Here is a 22,838-nt window from a genome sequence, read left to right on the forward strand (position 1 = left end):
CTTTCCCGCGGTATTCAGCTTCAGGCTTCCACCCACCGCCTCACTCGCTCCAAATCCTCTCTATAGGTCCCGTCTTTCCCGGTTTCGCTCTCCATAATCAACGGCAACCTCCGGATCGCATCAATCTGCAGAAGGCGGCGGAAGCCAGCCTCCCCGATGTATCCTTGACCGACACGGGCATGACGATCCTTACGCGAAGCTACCGGATATTTTGAATCGTTCAAATGGATCACGCACAAGCCATCCCAATAGCCAAGCTGCTCAGCTTTGTCAGTAAACCCCTTATCCGCTGCTCCCTGCCACATTCCTGCAGCAAACGCATGACACGTGTCAAAGCAAAAGCCAATGTATTCCGGATTCCGGCATAACTTGCGTACCTGCACTAATTCCTCAAGCGTCATCCCCATCAAGCCGTGATCTCCAGCCTGGTTCTCAATTAACAGCTTTGCCGATCCTTTCCAGTCAGAAAGTACATCATTTATACATTGTATAATATTTTGGTAACCTTGTAAGGGGTTTCCTTGCTTAAATATGCCAAAATGAACAACGATCCCTATTGAGCCGCAGGCCTCGGCAATGTCCAGATCATTGCGCAGCGAGTCCACGATCTGGCGATATAATATCGGCTCTGTCTCGGAGTTGACCGCCAGATTGCTGGGATATGGTGTGTGTGCGACGGAGACCAGACCTTGCATGGAGCAGAAGCTCCGGCAATTTTCAGCGTCCCGCAGGTCAAAGGATTTCAGCTTCAGGCTGCGCGGATTTTTTGGGAAAAACTGAAAGGCCCCCGCGCCCATGTGAAGGGCCGATTTGGCAGCACCGAGGTAACCGTCCCGAATGCTGACATGGCCCCCCAATTGGAGTTCATCGGTCATACTGGCAGCCCGGGCTGTAAAACACCTTGCGCCCGTTCATTTCACCTTTGACAATGCGGTCCCCGCATCGCGGGCAAGTCTCTCCTTCCCGGTCATATACCCTGCACCACTCATTGGCTCCCCCCGTCAGCTTATCATCCGGAGTCAGCGGCATCTCCATATATCCGCCAGCCTCTGTCGCTTCCATAAGCACCTCACGAACTGCTTGGTACAAGCGGGAGAAATCTTCATCGCTCAGACTTTGAAGCTTGACAGTCGGCAGCAGACCGGCCGCGAAGGCGATTTCATCCGCATAGCAATTGCCGATGCCGGCTACTACGTCCTGATTCACCAGCGTCGTCTTCAGGCTGCCGCGCCGTTTGCGCAGAAGGGCTGTGAACCGTGCTTCGTTCATCCTCCGGTCCAGCAATTCCGGACCTAAATGAGCCAGCAAATCCTCCGCCTCCTTGGCGCTATGTAAATGCAGATACCCTAGGCGCAAGCCAATAAAATAAAGCACCAAATCCTCACCAAAGGTAATTTCAATCTGGGTGGTGCGATTGGGACGGTCTTCCTTCCCGCTCAGATAAAGCAACCCGCCGAGCATCAGATGAAGCAGCAGTCTTTTTCCGTTATCGAGGTGAAATAGCAGATGCTTCGCCCGGCGCTCAACAAAAATAACCTGTCTCCCCGTCAGCTCCCGGATAAAAATATCGGTGTCTACGTTAACGGATTTCTCCCGATTAACAACAACCTTGCTTATAGGTGTATCCAAAATTCGTTGCGATAGCTGGATTCGGTAATTTTCCATCTCCGGCAATTCCGGCATGGTTCATCGTTCCCTTCATTCATAAGAGTAATGTAATTAGTGGTTGCTCTGTCTAATATGCTCTGCAACCTCACTCAGCGTATGACAGACGACATCCGGATGTACCCCGGAGGATTCGATATAGTCCGGCAGATTATCAACCGTCGTCACCCCGGTTAGCGCCAGAATTGTACCACAACCGGCACGGACTCCAGCGGCGATGTCGGTATGCATATTATCCCCGATTACGGCCACCTCTGCCGCCGCAAGTCCAAGACGAGCAATGGCATAATTCATTAGCGGCGCCTCAGGCTTACCGATGATCACAGGCTTCACTCCTGTTGCTGCCTGAATGGCCGCACCCAGCGTACCGGCTCCAGGCATCAAGCCATCTTGCGAAGGCAGCAGCAAATCGGGATTCGTCAGCACATACCCGGCACCGCCGCGAATCCAGCGTGCCGCACGAGTCAATGTCTCATATGTAAATTGCCGGTCGATGCCCTGCAGCACGACCTCCGGCTGCTCTTCATCCAATGTAAGCCCGGCTTGACGGACCGCTTCCCGCAACCCGTTCTCACCGATCACGGCTACCCGGCGCTGCGACATCTCCACAGCAATATATTCCGCTGCCGCTACTGCCGAGGTGCAAACTTCTTCCGGCCTAGCCGGAATTCCCATCCTTTGCAGATGCTCAGCCACCTCCACTGGGGTACGGGAGGAGTTGTTGGTCACGAACAGAAAAGGAATAGCCTTGCTTCTCAGCAAAGAGATCAGGGTATCCGCTTCCGGTATCATCGTTGTCCCATGGTACAGCGTACCATCCAAATCAATCAGAAAGGCTTTCCAAAGCTGTGGCAATATGTTCATCCTTCCCATGATGCAATGTCTCTATTATTGTACCTAGTATACATACGAACAGGCAAACTTTTCCGTTGCGCTTTATTGACGGGTAATCCATATTTCTCAGGAACCATGCACATTCACCATGCATTTCGTCGAACTATCCCGAACACTTGGAGGAAAGGCAGCTTATGCCTGGCAAACTTTGAAGCGGCCTGTCATTTCCTGCGCTTTCCCGGAAAATAGTAATTATACTCGTCTGAGAATGGGATACAGCACATGCTCCTGAGCCAATACGGCTCCCGGGAATACCGCCTCCGCTTCTTGCTGCAGACGAAGCAACTGATCACCCGATTTGTAACGGGAGCTAAAATGAGTGAGCAGCAGCCCCCTGGCACCGGCCTCCTTGGCTGCGAGTGCCGCCTGATAAGCCGTACTATGATGGTACTCATAGGCTGTCTCTACCAGCTCCTGCAAAAAAGTGGACTCATGCACAAGCATATCTGCGTTATACGCAAGCTCCCCTACGGCCGTGCAGGGCCGAGTGTCTCCAAGGACGGTGACAATCCGCCCTGCCTTGGGCGCTCCCAGCACATCTTGGGCTTGCAGGATGGAGCCATCGGGAGTCGTAATATTTTCCCCCTTCTTCAGTCGTCCATATAAGGGCCCCGGACGGATACCATGCCGAGCCAACACAGCCGCATCTAGCTTGCCCGGCAAATCCTTCTCTATGATCCGGTAGCCGTAGCTATCGATGCGATGCTCCAGCAAAGCCGACTCTACCCGAAAGGTATCATCCTCGTAGATAATGCCCCCGTCATGCTCCACGATGTCCAGCTTGTAATTGATGCGGGATTCACTTAGCGCAAGCACCGTATCTACGAATTGCTTCAAGCCCTTTGGTCCGTATATAACCAGCGGTGTATCACCGCCTTGATAGGCACGGCTCGAGATCAGCCCGGGCAAGCCAAATAAGTGGTCACCGTGCAAATGAGTGATAAAGATGCGTTCCAATCTGCTCAATTTGAGCGGAGAACGCAGTATTTGATGCTGCGTGCCTTCGCCGCAATCGAACAGCCAGAGGGAACGTCTTTCTTCAAGCAGGCGTAAAGCCACTGAGGTCACATTCCGCTCCAACGACGGAACGCCTGCATTCGTTCCTAAAAAGTAAAGTTCCATGCCGATCGTCCTCTCGCTTGATAAATTAAACCGCTGAAACCCTCCGAATTTCGGAGGGTTTCCAAGATGCATACTTTAAAATAAGTGTTCAAAAATTAAAATTTTCAGCCCCAAAGCTTATGCTTCCGACGTGCGTTTTAGGCTTAGGTTTTGTCTACATTGAAGTATTGAGCCTCCGGATGAGCAAACACCATGGCCGAGACCGAGGCCTCCGGTTCCATCATGAAGCCGTCGGTAAGGGTGACACCGATATCCTGTGGCTGCATTAATTCAAATAACGGCCCCTGATCCTCCAGGTCCGGACATGCCGGATAACCAAAGGATACGCGAATGCCTTGATAACGCGCGCCATGGCGCTGCTTCATCGTCATGGTTGCCGGATCCGGGAATCCCCAGGTATCCCGCATCATATGATGGACACGCTCCGCCAACGCCTCGGCAAGTTCCAAAGCAACGGCTTGCAGCACGTGGGAGCGCAGATATTCTCCCTGCTCCTTCCACTTCTCCGATAACTCGCGTATGCCCTGTCCTGCCGTAACCACAAGGAAACCCACATAATCCATTACACCGCTGTCCACCGGCTTCAGGAAGTCGGCCAAGCATAAGAACGGCTCCACCTTTTGCCGTGGGAAGCTGAATTTCTTTAGCACCTTGCTGGTATCCGCCGGATCATAGATAAGGATGTCATTGCCGGACGACTGTGCCGGGAAGAAGCGATACATCGCTTGTGTGCGCACAATTCCGTCCGTTATGGCTTCCAGTAAAATCTGGTCTACCGTTTCCTTAAGCTGCACGGCCTTGGCATCTCCGGCAGCCAGCAATTGCTCCACAGAGCCACGTAAACCAAGATGATGCCCCAGCAGCATTTGCATATTAATGTAAGGGGTAATATGTCCAATTGGATACTGCCGCAGGACGTGCCGATTTAAATCAGGCGGAAGATACACCGGGGCATCTGCTGAAACTTTGGAGCGCTCCACACGGGTTAATGCAGGCAGCGGCTCGGCAACAGCAACCACCCGGTCCGCTTCCTTCTCCGCTTCCATTTCCAGACGCATCTGCTCACGGATAGCCGGGTCCATCAGCTTATTAGCCAGATCCAGACCATCCATGGCATCCTTGGCATACACAACCATTCCGTTATATTCAGGCCGGATGCGCGTCTTGGTAAATTTGCGTGTCAATGCTGCACCGCCCACCATGATCGGTACATCGATGCCGGCATTGCGCAAATCCTGCGCAGTTGTAATCATTTGCTGAGCTGATTTCACCAACAAACCGGAAAGGCCAATCGCATCCGCCTTCTCTTCCCGGTAAGCCTCGATAATGCGCTCCGGTGGTACTTTTATACCCAAATTCACGATATTGTAACCATTATTGGACAAGATGATCTCCACCAGATTTTTGCCGATGTCATGCACATCGCCCTTCACCGTAGCCAGCAGTATTTTGCCTTTTACACTGCTTTCGTTCTTCTCCATAAACGGCTCCAGGAAAGCAACCGAAGCCTTCATGACCTCAGCGCTTTGCAGGACCTCCGCTACGATTAGCTCGTTATTATTGAATAAGCGGCCTACCTCTTCCATCCCGGCCATCAACGGGCCGTTAATGACCTCCAGCGCAGTATAGCGGCTCAGGGCCTCCTGCAAATCCGGGATAAGCCCTTCCTTGGTGCCCTCAACGACATAAGAGGCCAGACGTTCTTCCAATGTCAAGTTCACGGCCTTCTCAACCTTCTCGACCTTCTTATTCCGGAAAGCAGCGACAAAGGCGGCTAACGTCTCATCGTTGGTGTTATAGATCAGCTCCTCGGCCAAACGGCGTTCTTCCTCAGAGATCTTGGCATAACGCTCCAGCTTCTCCGTGTTAACGATGGCATAATCCAGCCCAGCCTTCGTGCACTCGTACAGGAATACTGAATTCAACACCTCGCGGCCAGCCTCCGGCAAGCCAAACGATACGTTGCTGATACCCAGCACAGTATGCACTTGCGGCATGGCCTTTTTAATCAGACGGATGCCTTCAATCGTCTCCTTGGCGGATCCGATATATTGCTCATCTCCTGTCCCAACCGGAAAAACAAGCGGATCGAAAATCAGATCCTCAGCATTTAGTCCATATTTATGCACCAGCAGATCATGAGAGCGTTTGGCTACTTCCAGTTTGTCTTCCCGAGTAATGGCTTGTCCACGCTCGTCAATCGTCCCTACAACGACGGCTCCGCCGTATTTATGAAGGATCGGAGTTACCTGCTCGAACTTCTCTTCGCCATCCTCCAAATTAATGGAGTTAATGATCGATTTGCCCTGGCAATATTGCAAGGCCAAATCAAGCACCTTCGGATCGGTAGTGTCGATCATCAGCGGTACCTTTACCTTCTTGACCACCAGCTCCAGAAATTTCTTGATATCCTCAGCTTCATCACGATCCGGGTCCTGCACGCAGACATCAACGACCTGGGCGCCGTTCTTGACCTGGGCACGGGCGATTTCAGAAGCTTCCTCATATTTACCTTCAACAATCAAACGCTTGAATTTTCTCGAACCCAGAACATTTGTTCTCTCCCCGACAAGGTACGGACGATTGGCCGATTCAATGTATACTGGCTCAATGCCGGATAAGGCCGGCGAATGGTTCCCAGCCAATTCACGCGGGCGATGCTTGCTCAGCGTTTTAGCCAGGGCTTCGATATGGGCCGGGGTTGTGCCACAGCAGCCACCGGCAATGTTCAACCAGCCCGACTCGGCAAAGGCCGACATCTTGCGGGCAAGCGAATCCGGTGATTCATGGTAATGTCCGTTCTCGTCGGGAAGCCCTGCATTGGGATGACAGCTTACCGCTGCTTTGGCGATACTTGACAACGTACGAATATGATCGCGCATAAATTCCGGGCCGGTTGCACAATTAAGTCCGATAGAAATGGGCTTCAGGTGTTCCAGGGAAATGTAGAAGGCCTCAATATTTTGCCCGGCCAGCGTCGTTCCCATCGGCTCGATCGTCCCGGAGATCATAAGCGGCAAGGTCTTTCCTGTCTTGGCAAAAGCCCGCGTTATCGCAATGCTTCCTGCCTTCACATTAAGTGTATCCTGCGAGGTCTCCAGCATAAGCGCATCTACCCCGGCATCCATCAGGGCAACGACCTGCTCCTCATAGCTGTCTGTCAGACCGTCAAAGGTAACCCCCCCGGTAACAGACAAGGTCTTGGTTGTTGGCCCCAAAATTCCTACCACATAACGCGGATGCTCTGGTGTGCTATATTTTTCAGCGGCTTCAATCGCCAGCTTGGCGGCTGCCAGATTAATCTCGCGGGCTCTATCCGATATATCGTATTCAGCCAGCACGACAGAAGCCGCGCCAAACGTATTGGTCTCAATCAAGTCGGCTCCAGCCGCCAGGTATTTCTCATGGATTCCCCGAATAATGTCCGGACGAGTGAGCACGAGCATCTCATTGCAACCATCCAGGTCTTCTCCACCAAAATCGGCAGGAGCCAGATTTTCCTGCTGAATCATAGTGCCCATCGCACCATCAAGGATTAGAATTCGCTCTTTTATTCTTTCAAGCAGGCTTGGTTTACTCATGATCCTGTCCCTCCCGTAAAACGTTAAGATTTAGTTTAACAGAATGAAGCGTTGAAGAAAAGAGGTACAGCCTATCCATTCGGGAGAATCCATGTGCCTGTTCCTGTCGGTCAATCCATATCGGTTTGTGTTTTATGCCGAAGCCATTATAATGAAATAGCAAATCCTCTGCCATTGAATCATTAGAAAGCCAGGTGATCTGATTGATCAGCACAATTATGGTGGCCCTTGTAGCCATCGAGCATATTTATATTCTTATAATGGAGATGTTCCTATGGACAAATCCACGTACAATGAAAACCTTCGGCACCACACCGGAGCTTGCCCAAGCCACCAAGTCGCTGGCTGCCAATCAAGGACTCTATAACGGATTTCTTGCCGCAGGACTCATCTGGGGGCTGCTTCAACCTAACCTACAATTCGCGACCCAAATCCAGATTTTCTTCCTTGTGTGCGTCGTGATTGCAGCACTGTATGGCGGGGCTACAGCTTCGCGGTCCATTATTCTGAAGCAAGGAGCACCTGCTTTGATTGCTTTACTGCTAGTAATTTTCTCCTGACTACCACCCTCCCCCGAAAAGCTAGATAGTAGACAACAACGGCGGTGCAGGGATTATCACTCCTGCACCGCCGTTGTATTTTGGAATTGAATTAATGGACGATAAATGATTTTGATGGCATCGAATGCTGATCCCTGGCTGTCACATGAGAGATCACTTTGTAGGTTCCCGGTTGATCAAAGGATTGCTCCAGCACATAAGTACCGTCTCCAGCAGAGGTTACCGTAATTTGACTGTGCTCCTCTTCGGTATCGTCTTCACGCCAGAACTCAAACGCAACCTCATCAGCATCGTTTATCCTCTCCTCATTATGGGTGACAGTGGCCGTGAATGTCACCGTCTCTCCAACCCGCACTGAATCAGGCGTTACTTGAATTTGAACCTGAATGGGTACAAGCGAGAAATTCTCCATTGCCGCCGATTCCGTACGTGCACAACCGCCAAGCAAAGTCAACGTCAAGATGAAAGCGGCCAGCAACCACCCGCTTCTCTTCATGAACGATTCCCCTCTCCACGATCGCCAATGCTTTTGATGCGGTATCTGGAAGCTGGTCTGTTATTCTAGCCCGGCGATAATATCGTATAGCTCCGTTAAACGAGTAATTTCGTAATCAGGTACGATCTCATCATTGCGCGATTTATGCTCGCGATTCACCCAAACTGCATTCATACCAACGCTAAGGGCTCCCTTGATGTCCGTCGTCAGCTTGTCTCCAACCATCAATCCTTCACGGGGATCAATGTCCAATAATTCCATCGCATGCTGAAAAATAGACGGGTCCGGCTTCCCCTTCCCGAAGCTGCCAGAAATCAGGATTTCATCGAAGTAAGGTGCCAATTCCGGGACCCCGTCAAGCTTCTCCTGCTGGAGTGCCGGACAACCGTTCGTCAGCAGCAACAGCTTGACCTTTCCCTTCAACTCCTGCAACACCTCAAACGTTTCTTCATAGATATGAGGACGGGATCTGCGCTCGCGACCAAACTGTTCGGCCAATTCCTCCGCTAGCGATTCATTGTCAACCCCAAGAGCTAGCAACCCTCTTCTCCAGGACTCCTTACGGTAGACAGGAGCAAGCTGTTCCAACTGGCGGAACTCCGGCTGTTCACCCGCGGAGAACGTAGCCCATAATCCTTCAAAGGGATTTATGCCGATCATCGTAGTGAACGGGTAAGTCTCATAGGATTCGTACAGCCCTCTTGCCTCACGGCGAACAGCTTCTTCAAGCTGCTCGGCTTGAAGCGCCGTACCGACCTTCTTTACTGCATTTTCACAGGTTGCCGCAAAGGCCTCCTTCACACTGCGGTCATCCCAGAGCAATGTGTCATCCAAGTCAAAACAAACCGCTTTGATCGTCATCTTTCCGTGTCCCCCTGGTTCTCTCTTCTTTTAGAGGTTGTTTAAAAAGTTGTCTTCCAGGACGAAGCTGGAACTGGCTCCTATATAGAAGACTATTCTTTTTCAAGCTTGACATGATGTGTGTTGGCATATAACTCCAGTCGCGCAGCCATCGCTTCAACATCAAACCGGTTGCGATTCCGGTAAAATACCCATTTAGGCTCTCTTGTCTTCGGCTCAATCACAATCTTGTTCGCGCTAACCTTAATTTTACTAATGTTGCCCGCGTCCAGCATTTTGTCGCGGTTGAATTTTGACGTATACAGCCAGCTCTTGTTAATCCGCAGGTATGGCTTGCGAAGATAAAGGGCAAGGGAAAGTATCATATACAAAATAATGGTTGTCCAATACAAAAACGAGCTTACTTGCTCTGGGCCACTCATAAAGCCCACTACAGCATACATCAAGGCCAGCAAAAACAGTACAACAGGCAAAATAATGTTGCGCCCCTTGAATACATCCCCGTCCCCATTGGCTCCCAAGGAGCTGCGGGAATTGGGATTGCTTGGTCCGCGTCCTACATTCGGACCTTTCCCCTTCTTATTCATTCTTACTCGATTCCGCTCTACTTTGCGGTCAAACGAAGCCATCTACATTTCCTCCCTATTTATCTACAATCTCAATGGAATCAAGCTGCTGCCGAAAGTTCCTGCGCACGTTTTGCAGGTAGGTTTCCCGAAGTTGGGCTCTTTCCAGCACCTCATCCTGCGTCAATCCTTCCGTTTTGTGCTTGCGAGCCAATTCATTGATTCGTTGTACCAAGGCATCAATATCCATAAATTCCTCCTGCTATTCGTTTATGATATTTCCCTTACGACCGTCCAAAATTTAATCAGGTACTTCGAGATCACATAGGGCATTAATTCCTACTTTGACATGAGAAAAAGAGCTTGTCAAGGCGCGCTGGTTCATCACCAGACTCGTTCCAACAAGCTCTAAACAATACATGTATGCTCCACTTGTCTGTTCTCAAAAAAATCCATTTTGTATCCTTACCTCTGATCCATCCAAGTGATCTTATCGAGTAGGAAGTAAAAGAACGTCGCCTGCTTGAATTTTACTGGTCTCCAGACCATTTGCCCGCTTCAGCTTCTCTACATAAATACGCGTATCCTGATTTGCCGGTTTATGAGCTACAGCTATCTCCCATAACGTGTCTCCCGACATCACAACCACTTGGGCAAGCTCTGTCTCTATCGACTTGTCGTCCGATGAAGCGGCTAAAGCCGTTACGACGCCGGTGCAAGTGACAACCAAAACAACCAATAAAGTAATCATTTGAAAAAACCGGAGATTAGGCCAGGTGCTCTTATGTAAAACTCGCTCAACCACGGGACGACGTAAAGAGGGTTGCTCGTAGATACTCCGATAAGAACTATATTTCAACATAAAAATCATACCCCCAAACAAATGTTCTCATTTCATGCTTTGAATATATCACGAACATTTGTTTGATTCAATATCTTTTTACGAACATTTGTTCTTTTTTATTTTCGCCTCATAATTAGAACTAATGTTTGTACGAACGGAAGTTCTATGTTATAATTTTCCCAAACATTACTAAATGGGGTTGATCCGAAAATGTCAAAGGTATCAAGCCGTCAGCAGGCTATTCTTGAGTTTATAAGAAATGAAGTGCGGGCTAAGGGATATCCTCCTTCCGTACGTGAGATCGGTGAAGCCGTTGGACTGGCCTCCAGTTCTACTGTTCATGGACATCTGGATCGGTTGGAGAAGAAGGGCTTTATTCGGCGCGATCCAACGAAGCCTCGGGCCATTGAGCTTCTAGGTCAGGAGGACTCGGAGAATTATAACTTGTTCTCTCATAGCGTAGCTCGTGTTCCCGTTGTGGGAAAGGTCACTGCCGGGATGCCGATAACCGCCACAGAGAATATTGAGGATTACTTTCCACTCCCTGAGCATTATGCAGGTGGTGCAGAGATCTTTATGCTTGCCGTCGTCGGCGACAGCATGATTGAAGCAGGTATACATAGCGGAGATTACGTCATCGTCCGTCAGCAGCAAACAGCTAACAACGGAGAGATCGTTGTAGCTATGACAGAAGAAGATGAAGCTACCGTCAAGACCTTTTACAAGGAGAAGGACCATATTCGTCTCCAACCAGAGAATTCCTCCATGGAACCCCTTCGTCTGAAGCATGTTACGATTTTGGGCAAAGTCATTGGATTGTTCCGCGACTTGCATTAATGACAAATAGGACAAAACGTGATGATCCATCCGTTTTGTCCTGTTTGTTATCATACTCATCTAGCCCCATCCTATGGCTGTCCTCCCCACATCATTCCTCCCAGCGGAGATCCAGCAATTGGGGCGTATACCCCGTTTTTTCACGACGTCCTCTTGTACTCCAACCCAAGCCGGAGCGTTCCGATACCCACCATAACTTTAGTCTGGAGCGCCGCCGTTGGTACCTCTTCAATTCACTTATCGCCATAGCTTCAACCTCCTTGGCTATAAGTTGCCCATCTTTGAATAAATCATGTAAATGTTTAGCATTTTCAGAAATTAAAAAATTACCTACATTGGATATTAATTATTTCCTTCAAACTGAATATGCTGGTTTATAAAGTTTTGATAAGAACGCAGAATTACCGATATCCATTTACATTGTGTTCCTTAACTCAATGAGAAATTACAAGGGTATATAAAAACGATAAATAAACGGTGCTTCAGGTTTAGGGGTGAAGAATTGCTGTGTCACCTTCACCGTGTATTAATTTAAACCCCTAACTCTTATTTGTCAAAATAACTATTCATTGTATCCCACATTCGATTAAATGCATTTCGTTCCATAGAGTGACTAACATGCAGCAGCTCCGGCTTATCATTAGTCGTTGGATCAAAAGCCAAGAACTCCTCACGAGTAGGACAAACATAACACTTTCTGTTCATTAACATTTCAATTTTATTTTCAAATGGGCGATCCAACAATTTAACAACAGCAATATTCCCCTCTCTGTACTTCGTCGCTGAGTAATGAATAAGAAAATATCCTTGTTCAAATCGGTATTCAACCGGATAACCTGTCATAATATACCTCCAGATTCTTCTCCTGTGTTTTCATACAATTCTGTAAGTCATTGTAATGTCATATCAGCAGTATATCGTATATCCTCTGGAATCAGTAACACATACCTTCCGGATAATACTCTTTATGTGCCTTGATATATTCATGCTTTCCGCAGCCGTTTCTAACGAATCAGAAGGGAGATACACCCCGACTCTCCAAAAATCGGTATGCCTTAACATCTGAATCCCCTCTACCCGGGTATTGCCTCCTTATCAATAAATCCTGCCCTTCAGTCTGATGTCCTCCATCCGTTCCGTAAACGAACAAAAGGCCAGCTCCGGCCCTTTTGTTCGTTTACCCTCCAAACCCTTATTATTCGTGGTTTCTGCCCTATTTCCTTACCATTATGTTTTTAAAAATCATTAGGTTCTAGAAGTTCAAATTATCCATTCATTTGTTATATTTCTGATCAAGACGTTCTTTTCGCACTTTTTCATAATCATTTCGTAGCTTAACTCTTTCCTTTTCTTCATTTATACTTTTTCCCATTAAATCATTTTGTTCCTCTTTTTTTTCTTCAATTACTTCATTAATTAGGTTATTGATTGAAAAATACTTTCGCGATGTATATAAAATTACTATTGATATAAAAACCATCAAGATCATAAATGATAAAAATAAAATTGTAATTTCTCTGAAATTCCTTAATATTTCCTCACCTTTAAGTTCTGCCGTCTTTAAAATAATTTCTTCACCTTGAGATTTTTTAGTTTTAGAGACATTCCATTCTTCCTCTATTCCTTTCAATCTTAACTGAGCAATATCATCAATTATTGCATTATTAAAATTTAATTGGTTCTGATTAGACGTAGTAACAATACTTATAAAAAGTGAGATAATTAAACTTAAAACCGAAAAGACATAACTAATGGACTTATACCACTCGCTTAATGCATTGGCATCCGATTTTAATGTCCTTAATTCATTTAAATCCCTCTTTTTTAGATCTTCTTTCATTTCATGTTGTTTGTTTAAAGAACTCCTCCAAGAAAGAAGCCTTATATTATATTTTTTCTTTAGAAAATCCTCAATATTTTTGAATTTTTCCATTTTTTCATCACCTTATGTAATTGTTGATTAATTTCTTTCGTACCGACTTTTTATTTACACACAATTTTTCGTTATTTTATTTCCAAATAGCACGGGAATATAGTCATAACCACCGGCTAAGCCGGTGGCTTCCATCAGCCCTATAAGGGCATGGTACTAGCAAGCGCCTAAGAAGGCGCACTGAAAGTCTGCCAACCGCGAGCGGTCTCGGGCATGCCCCTTTAAGGGGCTTTTTTACTTGCCCTTTCCTACCGACTCACCCGTAAACGGGTTGAACAGTTCTTTCATCGTGAGTTGTTCGTAGTTCTTATCTTCTGTTAGCTAATTCTGAATGTATTCGGCTATCGCTTTCCTGTTACGTCCTACCGTATCCACAAAGTATCCTCTACACCAAAACTGTCGATTTCCATAGCGATACTTTAGATTGGCAAACTTATCGAAGATCATGAGCGAACTTTTTCCTTTCAAGTATCCCATAAATTCCGACACACTTAACTTAGGTGGGATACTCACCAGCATGTGTATACGGTCTGGGCATGCCTCCGCCTCATGAATCTCCACACCTTTTCTCTCACTCTCGTATGATTTTTCCGATTTCTCTTTTCAATTTCCCATAAATTACTTGTCGTCTGTACTTTGGTGCAAATACAATATGGCATTTGCAGTTCCAGCGGGTATGTGCTAGACTGCTCTTATCCATTTCTCTTGTCCTCCTTGATTTCATGATGCGGTTGGCAGACCGGCTATCATTTTATCATAATAAATCAAGGGATTTTTACTCATAGCTATAAGCTTTCCTGAACCCCCAGTCGAACTGGGGGTTTTCTGATACAAAAAAACCCTCACACCTTACGGCGCAAGGGTTTCCCCAATTAATACAAAGTCATATATTGATCTCTTTCCCATTGATGCACTTGCGTACGGAAGATATCCCACTCAATTTCCTTCAGCTCGTAGAAATGAGTCAAGGCATGTTCGCCAAGCGCTTCGCTAACTACTTCGCTGCGCAGCATTTCGCCAAGTGCTTCCTTGAGATCTGATGGCAAGCTAGGAATACCTTCCTCCACACGTTCTTCTTCGGACATGATGTAAATGTTGCGGTCCACGGGCTCAACCAGCGGAAGCTCTCTACGAATACCGTCAAGGCCTGCTTTGAGCATAACAGCCAGTGCCAGATACGGGTTGGCTGCCGGGTCCGGATTACGGACCTCAACGCGAGTGCTAAGACCGCGGGAAGCCGGAATACGAATCATCGGGCTACGGTTGCTGGAAGACCAGGCCACGTAGCAAGGTGCTTCATAACCAGGAACCAGACGTTTGTAAGAGTTGACAGTCGGATTGGTAATCGCCGCCATAGCGCGGGCATGCTTCAGGATACCAGCCATGTAATAACGGGCTTCCTCACTAAGACCAAGCTTGTCACTCTCGTCATAGAAAGCATTGACATTGTCTCTGAACAACGATTGGTGACAGTGCATCCCCGAACCGTTAACGCCAAACAAAGGCTTAGGCATAAAGGTCGCATGCAATCCATGTTGGCGAGCTACTGTCTTAACAACCAGCTTGAAGGTTTGAATTTGGTCAGCAGCTTTAATTGCACTTGCATATTTAAAGTCAATCTCATGTTGGCCAGGAGCTACTTCATGGTGAGAAGCCTCAATTTCAAAGCCCATTTCCTCCAGAGTCAATACGATCTCGCGACGGCAATTCTCACCCAAATCGGTTGGTGCCAGGTCAAAATAGCCACCCTGATCGTTAAGTTCAGTTGTCGGGTTCCCCTTCTCATCCGTCTTGAACAGGAAGAATTCAGGTTCAGGACCTACGTTCATCGACGTATATCCCATCTCTTCGGCTTCCTTCAAGACACGCTTCAGAATACCCCGCGGGTCGCCAGCGAATGGCGTCCCATCAGGCATGTACACATCACAAATCAGACGGGCCACACGATCTTCAGTAACCCAAGGGAAGATAACCCAGGTATCCATATCCGGGAAAAGATACATATCGGATTCCTCAATACGAACATAACCTTCGATGGAGGAGCCGTCAAACATCATTTTATTTTCCAAAGCTTTCTCCAATTGGCTTACCGGGATTTCGACATTTTTAATCGTCCCTAGCAAATCCGTAAATTGCAAACGGATAAAGCGTACGTTTTCTTCTTTGGCAATGCGCAAAATGTCTTCTTTGGTGTATTTCGAATAACTCACACGAACCTCTCCCAACATTTAAATTATTTTTTGAAAAAACGGGACAACTCTCCCTGGATCAGAGACACCTGACCAGGCTTGCTTCCTGATACCAATTGCTGCTTTAGCATACGATAGATTTGCGAATCCGTCATCTCCCGACGTTTCTCTTCCGTATCCTTCGTAATCACAGTTGCTTCCTGGGACTCCCGGGACATCGGGTTCATCACCTGCTTAATGCCTGCGATATTAACACCTTTATCGATGAGTCCTTTAATTTCAAGCAAGCGTTCCACGTCGTTCAGGGAGAACATCCGCTGATTTCCCGACGTGCGGGCAGGCACGATAAGCTCATGCTGCTCATAGTATCTAATTTGTCTTGCGGTCAAATCCGTAAGCTTCATCACAATGCCAATAGGAAACAAGGCCATATTTCTGCGAATTTCCTCACTCATCGCTATCAACCTTCCAGTTAAGTTATCATGAACCTATCATATGTCAGTTATCCTAACATGTCAATAGATGTGTTAGGATAACTTACAACAAGTTGCGATCCTTCATAGTCTGCAGCGCAGTGAGCAGGCCAAATTTGACATGTGAATAGGTTAATCCTCCTTGCATATAGGCGATATACGGGGCACGGATGGGAGCATCTGCCGAAAGCTCCAGACTTCCTCCCTGGATAAAGGTTCCGGCGGCCATGATCACCGGATGTTCGTACCCGGGCATGTCCCATGGCTCTGGAACAACATGACCGTCCACCGCTGCCGCCCGCTGTATCCCTTGAACGAAGGCAATCAGTTGCTCCGGTTGACTAAAGGAAATGGCCTGAATCAGATCGGTCCGCGGGTCCTTCCATCCTGGTCGGCTCTCGAAGCCGGCCTGCTCGAACAATGCGGCTGCCAAAATGCTGCCTTTGACCGCTTGTCCCACAATGGTGGGAGCCAGGAATAATCCCTGATAGATTCCGCGTGTGGCCCCCAGCATCGCTCCTACCTCTCCGCCGATTCCCGGTGCCGTCAAGCGATAGGCGGCAAGCTGTACCAACTCAGATCGGCCACATATGTATCCCCCGGTCTCCGCCAGACCTCCGCCTGGGTTCTTGATGAGAGATCCGGCCAGCAAATCGACTCCAACCTGTGTGGGCTCCTGCTTTTCCGTAAATTCACCGTAGCAGTTGTCAACAAATACAATCACATCGGATTTGATAGCCTTTACACGCTCCACCATGTCACCAATCTGAGCTACCGTAAAGGAGTCGCGCCAGTCATATCCCCGGGACCGCTGAATGCCGATAACCTTGGTCCGTTCGGTCATTTTCGCTTGCACGGCATCCCAATCTACTCCTCCACTGGGCAATAAGGCGGTCTCGCCATAGGCAATACCGAAATCCTGAAGCGAGCCGCTGCCATCCCCGGGTTCTCCTATCACCTTATGCAAGGTATCATACGGACGTCCTGTAATATAAAGCAATTCATCTCCAGGACGCAACACACCAAACAATGCGGTGGCAATCGTATGTGTTCCAGAGGCAAAATGCGGCCGGACCAGGGCCGCCTGGGCGCCGAACACGTCCGCATAGACCAGATCCAGCACCTCACGTCCGCGATCATTATAGGCATACCCGGTAGAGCCTGCAAAATGATAATCGCTAACCTGATGGCGCTGGAATGCCTCGATGACTTTCCATTGATTCTGATCGACGATCCGGTCAATATCTCGAAAACGTTCTTCTACCTGCCGTTCTGCGGCTTCCAACCAATGTACGATTTCTTCTGCAAATACTGCCATGCTTAAGTTACCTCTCCCTTAACCGGTTCGTTCCTGTTGTTATAATCCGTTCACCCTATTGGGTTCGTTGATGCACTCTTTTTGTCCAGCTTCATGTCCTCGGTACGAATTGTCATCAGCTCCAGCCTTCCCGGCGAGCCACCGGCATACTGGTTCAACAGCCGTACCGCTTGCTGCCGCACAGAACGCTCAATAACATTGCGAACATAGCGGGCATTGCTGAATATTTGCTCGCTTTCACACTTCTCCCGCAGCAGATGCTGCTTCAGCTTGAGTATGGCTTGCGGCATTAGAATATAGTCGCGTTCCTTGGCCATGCCCTCGGCAATTTGGATAAGCTGATCAATGGTATAATCGGGAAAATCCATCTGAATCGGAAAGCGGGAAGGCAAGCCTGGATTAGTAGCCAAAAAAAAGTCCATCTCATCGGAATAGCCGGCCAGAATCAGAATGAATTGATTCTTGTGATCCTCCATCGCCTTGACTAGAGTATCGATCGCTTCCTTGCCGAAATCCTTCTCCCCGCCGCGAGCCAAGCTGTAAGCTTCGTCAATAAACAATATACCACCCAGCGCCTTCTTCACCAAATCGCGTGTCTTCTGCGCCGTATGACCGATATATTCACCCACCAGATCAGCTCGTTCCACCTCGATCAAATGGCCTTTGCTGAGTACTCCCAGACGTTGAAACATTTTGGCGACAATGCGCGCTACCGTAGTTTTACCCGTTCCCGGATTTCCCTTGAATACCATATGATAAACCTGCGTCCCGGACAGCAGTCCCGCCTCAGAGCGCATCGATGCAATTTGTAGCAAGGCGTAAATTTCATACATCAGCTCTTTAATATGATCCAAGCCAATCAGGTGATCCAGTTCTTTTTGAATTTCTGCAAAAAGGCCCTGTTGCGGTGAGGGCTTTGCAGCAGACTGTGGTTCGCTATCAGGTACAGCTTGGGAAACGACCGGCGGTTCGCTGCTGCGCAAGATGACATTGATCTGCCGGGAAGGTCTCTCCTCAGGGGAGCCGCTTCTGGCCATAACACGCCCAGACATAGGTAATCACCTCTTTATAAGGGTAGGGCTGAATAAATTCACGATATGCTCCTGCTTAAGCAGCACACTTTTAAATGTATTCTCTCTCCCTGTCCGTTATTAGAAGTTTTGCTATTTCAGGCCAATCGCCAGCGCCAGTTGATCCAGCTTCCACTTTGAATAGGCCAGCACCTCACGGAAAGTGTTAGGGAACGGTTTTAACACCTTGGACTTGATGACAGACAGCTTCGGATTGGTGTAATCCAACGCTTTGGCTATTTCCAGCGCCCGATTCCCGTGAAAAGTATGCGTGATGATCAACGCGGATGATAAGCCTTGTTCCTTCATTATTTCCTGACTAAATTTAAGGTTCTCATAGGTACTGGTAGCCTCGTTCTCAAGCAGCATCTTCTCTCTTGGCACTCCATGCTGCTCCAGGTAATTGGCCATCCCCTCCGCCTCTGTGACGTTGGATTCAGGGGTATCCAGACCCCCCGTCAACACGAATAATTCAAATCGGCCTGCCTCGTAATCCCTCAAACTTTGGTCCAGGCGCTCCTTCAAGCCCGGGCTGGGCACATCTCCCCACAACGATGCTCCAAGCACAATACCAACATCCACTGGTTCGGCAGACTGCGTAATCGCGGCTGCATTGCGTTCAATACTACCGATTTGCGCCAATACAAACAGCAGCCAGCAGATGCCAAGCACCGCTATGAGCCATCCAAAGCGAAGCAGACGTTTACGCTTGCTGCCTCCTCGTCTTACGGTGGAAACCATGGAATATTCCATGCTGCGCCGTCGTCTCCACATCATAGACTTCCTTCCGGTTCAAAAGGCTCCGAAGTCATAAAGCCGCTGCGATAATGCTCCATTGACAGGTCAAAATACGGAAAACGCTGACCTTTAATGGCATGAAGCAACCGCTCCGCAGTCTCTGTGGCCAGATCATAATCCTTGACGGTAATCTGTCCCTTGGTCAGCGCCTCATCCAGTTCGTCTTCATCCAGCAGGAAGGTCTCCCGATTCTTCAGGACCACAATGTCCAGGTACAGGTCATCAAACCAAGGAACACCTTGATCCGTAATCCCTTGCGTCTTGCAGATATCGATATACCATTCTACAATATCTCCATGATCGTCAAACATAGCTGTAACGATAAAATGCTCGCCTTTAGGATAATATTGCAACCAGGTAAAGCCCTTGTCTGCTATACGAAACGTATGTCCTCCGTATGTCTTCCATAACGGATCACGCAAGGCGGTGATGCTGTACAACGTCACGTAACCCGTAAAAATGCCGCTCTCCACATATCTGGACTTGAATTGACGCTGGGTCACACGGCGCCAATTTGCGCGGTCTCCGAATTTTCGCTTCATACATATTACCCTTTCAACACAGTGTAATATCAGCTTACCATATTTAAAAAAGAGTCACAAAAAACATTTTCTGCCCCATTTTGCAGCAAAAAGACCCCTGGCTGCACCTTACGTGCTCCCAGGGGTCTCGTTTTCACAGCTTTATCTCACTTCAGCACAAATGGCAACTTGTTCACCTTGCCTGTAAAGCCAGGGGGTTAGCCGCCATTTCCGGCAGGCATATTCAGAACCTCGCCCTGATTGCTGCCTCCATCCCCTTCTCCTTCAGGGGGAGGCGCGCTTCCCCCATCGTCCCCATCCATTGGCTCGGATTCATCGTTCACGGCTCCGTTCCCAGACCCGTTCCCTTGACCCTCGTTGCCATTGCTGTTGCCGCCATGGTTCATGTCTCCCTGACCGTCACCACCCGGGCCGCCCTGATTTTCTCCATTTCCCGGAGGGGTGCCATGGTTGCCGCTGCCATTATTCTGACCCCCATCTTCCGCTCCAGGGTAATCAGGAAATTCCGGAATTTCTGGAGTTTCCGGAAGCTCCAGTCCCGGATCAGTCTGTTCTTCACCATCTGGAGGAACTTCGGCTTCAATCAATACCTGAGCAAGATTCGACGGCTCACTCTCCACAGCATTGACAGGATCGTAAGCTGTCACATAATAAACATACCCTGTGCCCGAGGTAACGCTAATATCCTCGGCTTCTGTCGTAACGGAATCCATAATCGGGCTGAATTGCTCCTCAGTAGCCTCGCGACGGTAGATGTGGTATACGACATCCGCCTGTTCCACAGGATTCCAACTCAGCGATACTACACCCGTATCCACATTATAGGAAGCACTTAAGCCTGTAGGAGCCGTCGATTCCGGTTCTTCCTCTTTGACCGGCTGCAAGTTATCGGGAATCGGAAATGACTTCTGTGGCACTCCCTTCAGCGCTTCATTCATTACGGCAGCGAACAGGGCTGCTGTCTGACCGCTGCTACCGTTCAGCAAATGGTTCTTATCCGCTGTATCGTAACCCATCCATACCGCACCGGTCCATTCCGGCGTGTATCCGACGAACCAGACATCACGGTTTTTGCTGCTCTTCAGCCCTGGAATACCGTGCTGAGTTGTTCCCGTCTTACCGGCAACCGGACGGTCCAGCCTTGCGCGTTTCCCCGTCCCATCGTTGACCACGTTTTGCATCATTGAAGTCATGTAGTAAGCGGTCTGCTCACTAAGCACGCGCTTTGGCTTTGGCGCATTGTATTTGTATTTCTCCACCCCATTGTGGTCAACAATTGTCTTGATGGAATACGGCGGGTTATAGGAGCCGCCATTAGCAAAAACGCTAAAGGCTCCCGCCATTTCAAGCGTATTGGTACCATGGGTCAAGCCACCAAGTGCAATCGCCAGATTGCGGTCGTCCTTATCCATGGTAATACCCATCTCTTTGGCATATTTCACACCGGTGCCAACACCCACTTCATTCAACAACCACACCGCCGGAATATTTTCCGATTTGGTTAATGCGGTTGTCAAATTAATGGTCTTGGAATAGCCATGCAGGTTCTTCGGACAATAGTCGCCAAAGCACTGCTTCTCGTTGCTAATCTGCGAATTTGGCGTAAACTTGCCTGATTCCAGTGCCGGCGCATAGGATACGATCGGCTTGAACGCCGAGCCTGGCTGACGGCGGCTGTCCAGACGGCTAAAGCCTTTACGCTGATAGTCGCGCCCGCCAAGCAGGGCGACCAGGCTGCCGTTCTCATGGTTCATAATGACCATAGACGCCTGCACCTGCTGCTCGTCCTTGCTCTTCTCGAAGAAATCATCATTATCAAATGCCTTCTCCAGCGCCTTTTGCGCCTGGGCATCCATCGTTGTATAAATTTTGTAGCCGCCACGGTTCAACTCATCTTCCGTCAGGCCAAATTTCTTTTCCGCTTCCTCGACAACATAATCTATGAACGCAAGATAGCTTTGGTTTCTTGCCGGAGGCTCGTAATTGTAGTCTACGGCCTTGGCATGGTCCCGCTCCTCAGCGGTAATATAGCCCTCCTGATACATCAGCTCAAGCACCACGGCACGCCGTTCCTTGGATAAATCCGGATTCTTGAGCGGATTGTAGCGTGAAGGGGCCTTCGGCATCGCTGCGAGCGTCGCCATTTCCCATAATTCCAGTTTATTTAGATCGCTCTTGCCAAAATAACGAATCGAGGCAGCCTTAATGCCATAAACGGTTCCCCCAAAGTTAATGCGATTAAGGTACATCGTGAGAATGTCCTCTTTCGTCTCATGCCGTTCGAGAGCCATCGCAATCGACATTTCCGTCGCTTTGCGGAAGAACGTTTTATCAGCACTCAAGAAGATGTTCTTCGCAAGCTGCTGGGTAATTGTACTGCCGCCTTCTACCAGCGAGCGGGCCACGATATCCTTGACTGCTGCACGTCCGATGGACCACAGATCCACCCCGTTGTGCTCGAAGAACCGCCGATCCTCCGTAGCAACAAACGCTTCCCGCAGTAGTTCAGGAATTTGCTCATGCTCCACAGGCTCACTTTTGTCAATCGAGAGCTGTCCCATCAGGACACCGGTACGATCATAAACCTTGGTTGTTTCATATACCGTCAATTTATCCTGGTTCTCCAACAAAATCTTCTCGCCGCTGACTGTAATATACATGTAACCGGCAATCGCACAAAATATGGCAAACGCAACGGTAAAAAACGAAGTCCATAATACCTTTCTAACCGACAGCCTTCTTTTTCTCTTCGCCTTTGGCGAACTTGGCTTTTTCTCGGTTTGACTACTTCTTTGCAGTCTTGAAGGACCTTTCCTAGACATGTTTCTGACTCCCTTCCTGCCAATCTGCCTAAAAGAGGTAGTTCAAAAAGTTATCGCTCCGCTATCCAGTCCCTAGCTTCATTCAATCTGTCAGGCGTTATGAGTAAACGCACAGCGAAAGCATAAGCTTGGTGCTGAAAACCGGACTTTTTGAACACACACTAAAAAGAGATTGCTGCCTGGATAAGGCAACATAGCAACCTCACTTAAAGGCTAATGCTTATTCAGGTGCGCGGAAAGAAAAGAACAACCCGAATCAGGTTGTTC

At 48.6% G+C, this 22,838-nt stretch carries 22 protein-coding genes and 1 pseudogene; 2 read left to right on the top strand and 21 right to left on the bottom strand.

Annotation, left to right across the window (positions count from 1 at the left end; all coding sequences use genetic code 11):
* Positions 1-20: 20 nt before the first annotated feature.
* The 5 genes from C557_RS0115700 to metH form a co-directional block, all read right to left on the bottom strand.
* Complete coding sequence (locus C557_RS0115700; RefSeq protein WP_018752841.1) at positions 21-875, bottom strand: deoxyribonuclease IV; 855 nt, start codon at positions 873-875, stop codon at positions 21-23.
* Positions 865-1,683 (bottom strand): Fpg/Nei family DNA glycosylase, encoded by an 819-nt coding sequence (locus C557_RS0115705; protein WP_018752842.1) that lies wholly within the window; start codon positions 1,681-1,683, stop codon positions 865-867. The genes C557_RS0115700 and C557_RS0115705 overlap by 11 nt, the downstream gene beginning before the upstream one ends.
* A 36-nt stretch (positions 1,684-1,719) precedes the next feature.
* Positions 1,720-2,520, bottom strand: coding sequence for a TIGR01457 family HAD-type hydrolase (locus tag C557_RS0115710; protein ID WP_018752843.1), 801 nt, complete (start codon positions 2,518-2,520; stop codon positions 1,720-1,722).
* Positions 2,521-2,751: 231 nt separating this feature from the next.
* Positions 2,752-3,681 (bottom strand): ribonuclease Z, encoded by a 930-nt coding sequence (gene rnz, locus C557_RS0115715; protein ID WP_018752844.1) that lies wholly within the window; start codon positions 3,679-3,681, stop codon positions 2,752-2,754.
* A gap of 143 nt (positions 3,682-3,824) precedes the next feature.
* Positions 3,825-7,262: a methionine synthase gene (metH, locus tag C557_RS0115720; protein ID WP_018752845.1), complete on the bottom strand. Its 3,438-nt coding sequence runs from the start codon at positions 7,260-7,262 to the stop codon at positions 3,825-3,827.
* 218 nt (positions 7,263-7,480) lie between these two features.
* Between metH and C557_RS0115725 the strand changes: the two genes are divergently transcribed.
* Positions 7,481-7,822, top strand: a complete 342-nt coding sequence (locus tag C557_RS0115725; RefSeq protein ID WP_040677154.1) for a DUF1304 domain-containing protein — start codon at positions 7,481-7,483, stop codon at positions 7,820-7,822.
* Between the two features lie 91 nt (positions 7,823-7,913).
* On the opposite strand, the gene C557_RS0115730 is transcribed toward C557_RS0115725, so the two are convergent.
* From C557_RS0115730 to C557_RS0115750, 5 genes are all read right to left on the bottom strand, one after another.
* Positions 7,914-8,318 carry a FixH family protein gene (locus C557_RS0115730; protein WP_018752847.1) on the bottom strand — a complete coding sequence of 135 codons (405 nt, stop codon included), beginning with the start codon at positions 8,316-8,318 and terminating at the stop codon, positions 7,914-7,916.
* 60 nt (positions 8,319-8,378) lie between these two features.
* The gene (locus C557_RS0115735) at positions 8,379-9,179 is read right to left on the bottom strand and encodes an HAD family hydrolase (RefSeq protein ID WP_018752848.1); all 801 of its coding nucleotides are present in this window, start codon (positions 9,177-9,179) and stop codon (positions 8,379-8,381) included.
* Positions 9,180-9,271: 92 nt separating this feature from the next.
* On the bottom strand, positions 9,272-9,808 hold the full coding sequence (locus tag C557_RS0115740) for a hypothetical protein (protein WP_018752849.1): 537 nt from the start codon (positions 9,806-9,808) through the stop codon (positions 9,272-9,274).
* Positions 9,809-9,821: 13 nt separating this feature from the next.
* Positions 9,822-9,995, bottom strand: coding sequence for a DUF896 domain-containing protein (locus tag C557_RS24520; RefSeq protein ID WP_018752850.1), 174 nt, complete (start codon positions 9,993-9,995; stop codon positions 9,822-9,824).
* Positions 9,996-10,235: 240 nt separating this feature from the next.
* Positions 10,236-10,607 (bottom strand): LysM peptidoglycan-binding domain-containing protein, encoded by a 372-nt coding sequence (locus C557_RS0115750; protein WP_018752851.1) that lies wholly within the window; start codon positions 10,605-10,607, stop codon positions 10,236-10,238.
* A 192-nt stretch (positions 10,608-10,799) separates the two neighbouring features.
* Here C557_RS0115750 and lexA point away from each other — a divergent pair, with 192 nt between their 5' ends.
* Entirely contained in the window at positions 10,800-11,426 is a 627-nt protein-coding gene (gene lexA, locus C557_RS0115755) for a transcriptional repressor LexA (protein WP_018752852.1), read from the top strand.
* A gap of 91 nt (positions 11,427-11,517) precedes the next feature.
* Here the strand turns inward: lexA and C557_RS25190 are convergent, their stop codons facing one another.
* The 11 genes and pseudogenes from C557_RS25190 to C557_RS0115810 form a co-directional block, all read right to left on the bottom strand.
* Entirely contained in the window at positions 11,518-11,673 is a 156-nt protein-coding gene (locus C557_RS25190; protein ID WP_018752853.1) for a hypothetical protein, read from the bottom strand.
* A gap of 299 nt (positions 11,674-11,972) precedes the next feature.
* Positions 11,973-12,269, bottom strand: coding sequence for a hypothetical protein (locus C557_RS0115765; RefSeq protein WP_018752854.1), 297 nt, complete (start codon positions 12,267-12,269; stop codon positions 11,973-11,975).
* Between the two features lie 430 nt (positions 12,270-12,699).
* Positions 12,700-13,359 (bottom strand): hypothetical protein, encoded by a 660-nt coding sequence (locus C557_RS0115770; RefSeq protein WP_018752855.1) that lies wholly within the window; start codon positions 13,357-13,359, stop codon positions 12,700-12,702.
* A gap of 234 nt (positions 13,360-13,593) precedes the next feature.
* Positions 13,594-14,059, bottom strand: a pseudogene (gene tnpA, locus C557_RS23635) (IS200/IS605 family transposase).
* Between the two features lie 172 nt (positions 14,060-14,231).
* Positions 14,232-15,587: a type I glutamate--ammonia ligase gene (gene glnA / locus C557_RS0115780; protein WP_018752858.1), complete on the bottom strand. Its 1,356-nt coding sequence runs from the start codon at positions 15,585-15,587 to the stop codon at positions 14,232-14,234.
* 5 nt (positions 15,588-15,592) lie between these two features.
* Positions 15,593-16,003 carry a MerR family transcriptional regulator gene (locus C557_RS0115785; protein ID WP_018752859.1) on the bottom strand — a complete coding sequence of 137 codons (411 nt, stop codon included), beginning with the start codon at positions 16,001-16,003 and terminating at the stop codon, positions 15,593-15,595.
* Between the two features lie 82 nt (positions 16,004-16,085).
* Positions 16,086-17,339 (bottom strand): methionine gamma-lyase family protein, encoded by a 1,254-nt coding sequence (locus C557_RS0115790; RefSeq protein ID WP_018752860.1) that lies wholly within the window; start codon positions 17,337-17,339, stop codon positions 16,086-16,088.
* 50 nt (positions 17,340-17,389) lie between these two features.
* A complete protein-coding gene (locus C557_RS0115795; protein WP_018752861.1) occupies positions 17,390-18,391 on the bottom strand; it encodes an AAA family ATPase in 1,002 nt (333 codons plus the stop codon).
* Between the two features lie 111 nt (positions 18,392-18,502).
* Positions 18,503-19,183, bottom strand: coding sequence for a YdcF family protein (locus C557_RS0115800; protein WP_018752862.1), 681 nt, complete (start codon positions 19,181-19,183; stop codon positions 18,503-18,505).
* Positions 19,183-19,749 (bottom strand): ribonuclease FAU-1 family protein, encoded by a 567-nt coding sequence (locus C557_RS0115805; RefSeq protein ID WP_018752863.1) that lies wholly within the window; start codon positions 19,747-19,749, stop codon positions 19,183-19,185. The genes C557_RS0115800 and C557_RS0115805 overlap by 1 nt, the downstream gene beginning before the upstream one ends.
* 197 nt (positions 19,750-19,946) lie before the next feature.
* A complete protein-coding gene (locus C557_RS0115810; RefSeq protein ID WP_018752864.1) occupies positions 19,947-22,571 on the bottom strand; it encodes a PBP1A family penicillin-binding protein in 2,625 nt (874 codons plus the stop codon).
* Positions 22,572-22,838: the final 267 nt, after the last annotated feature.

Source organism: Paenibacillus sanguinis 2301083 = DSM 16941, from assembly GCF_000374825.1.
Taxonomy (GTDB): domain Bacteria; phylum Bacillota; class Bacilli; order Paenibacillales; family Paenibacillaceae; genus Fontibacillus; species Fontibacillus sanguinis.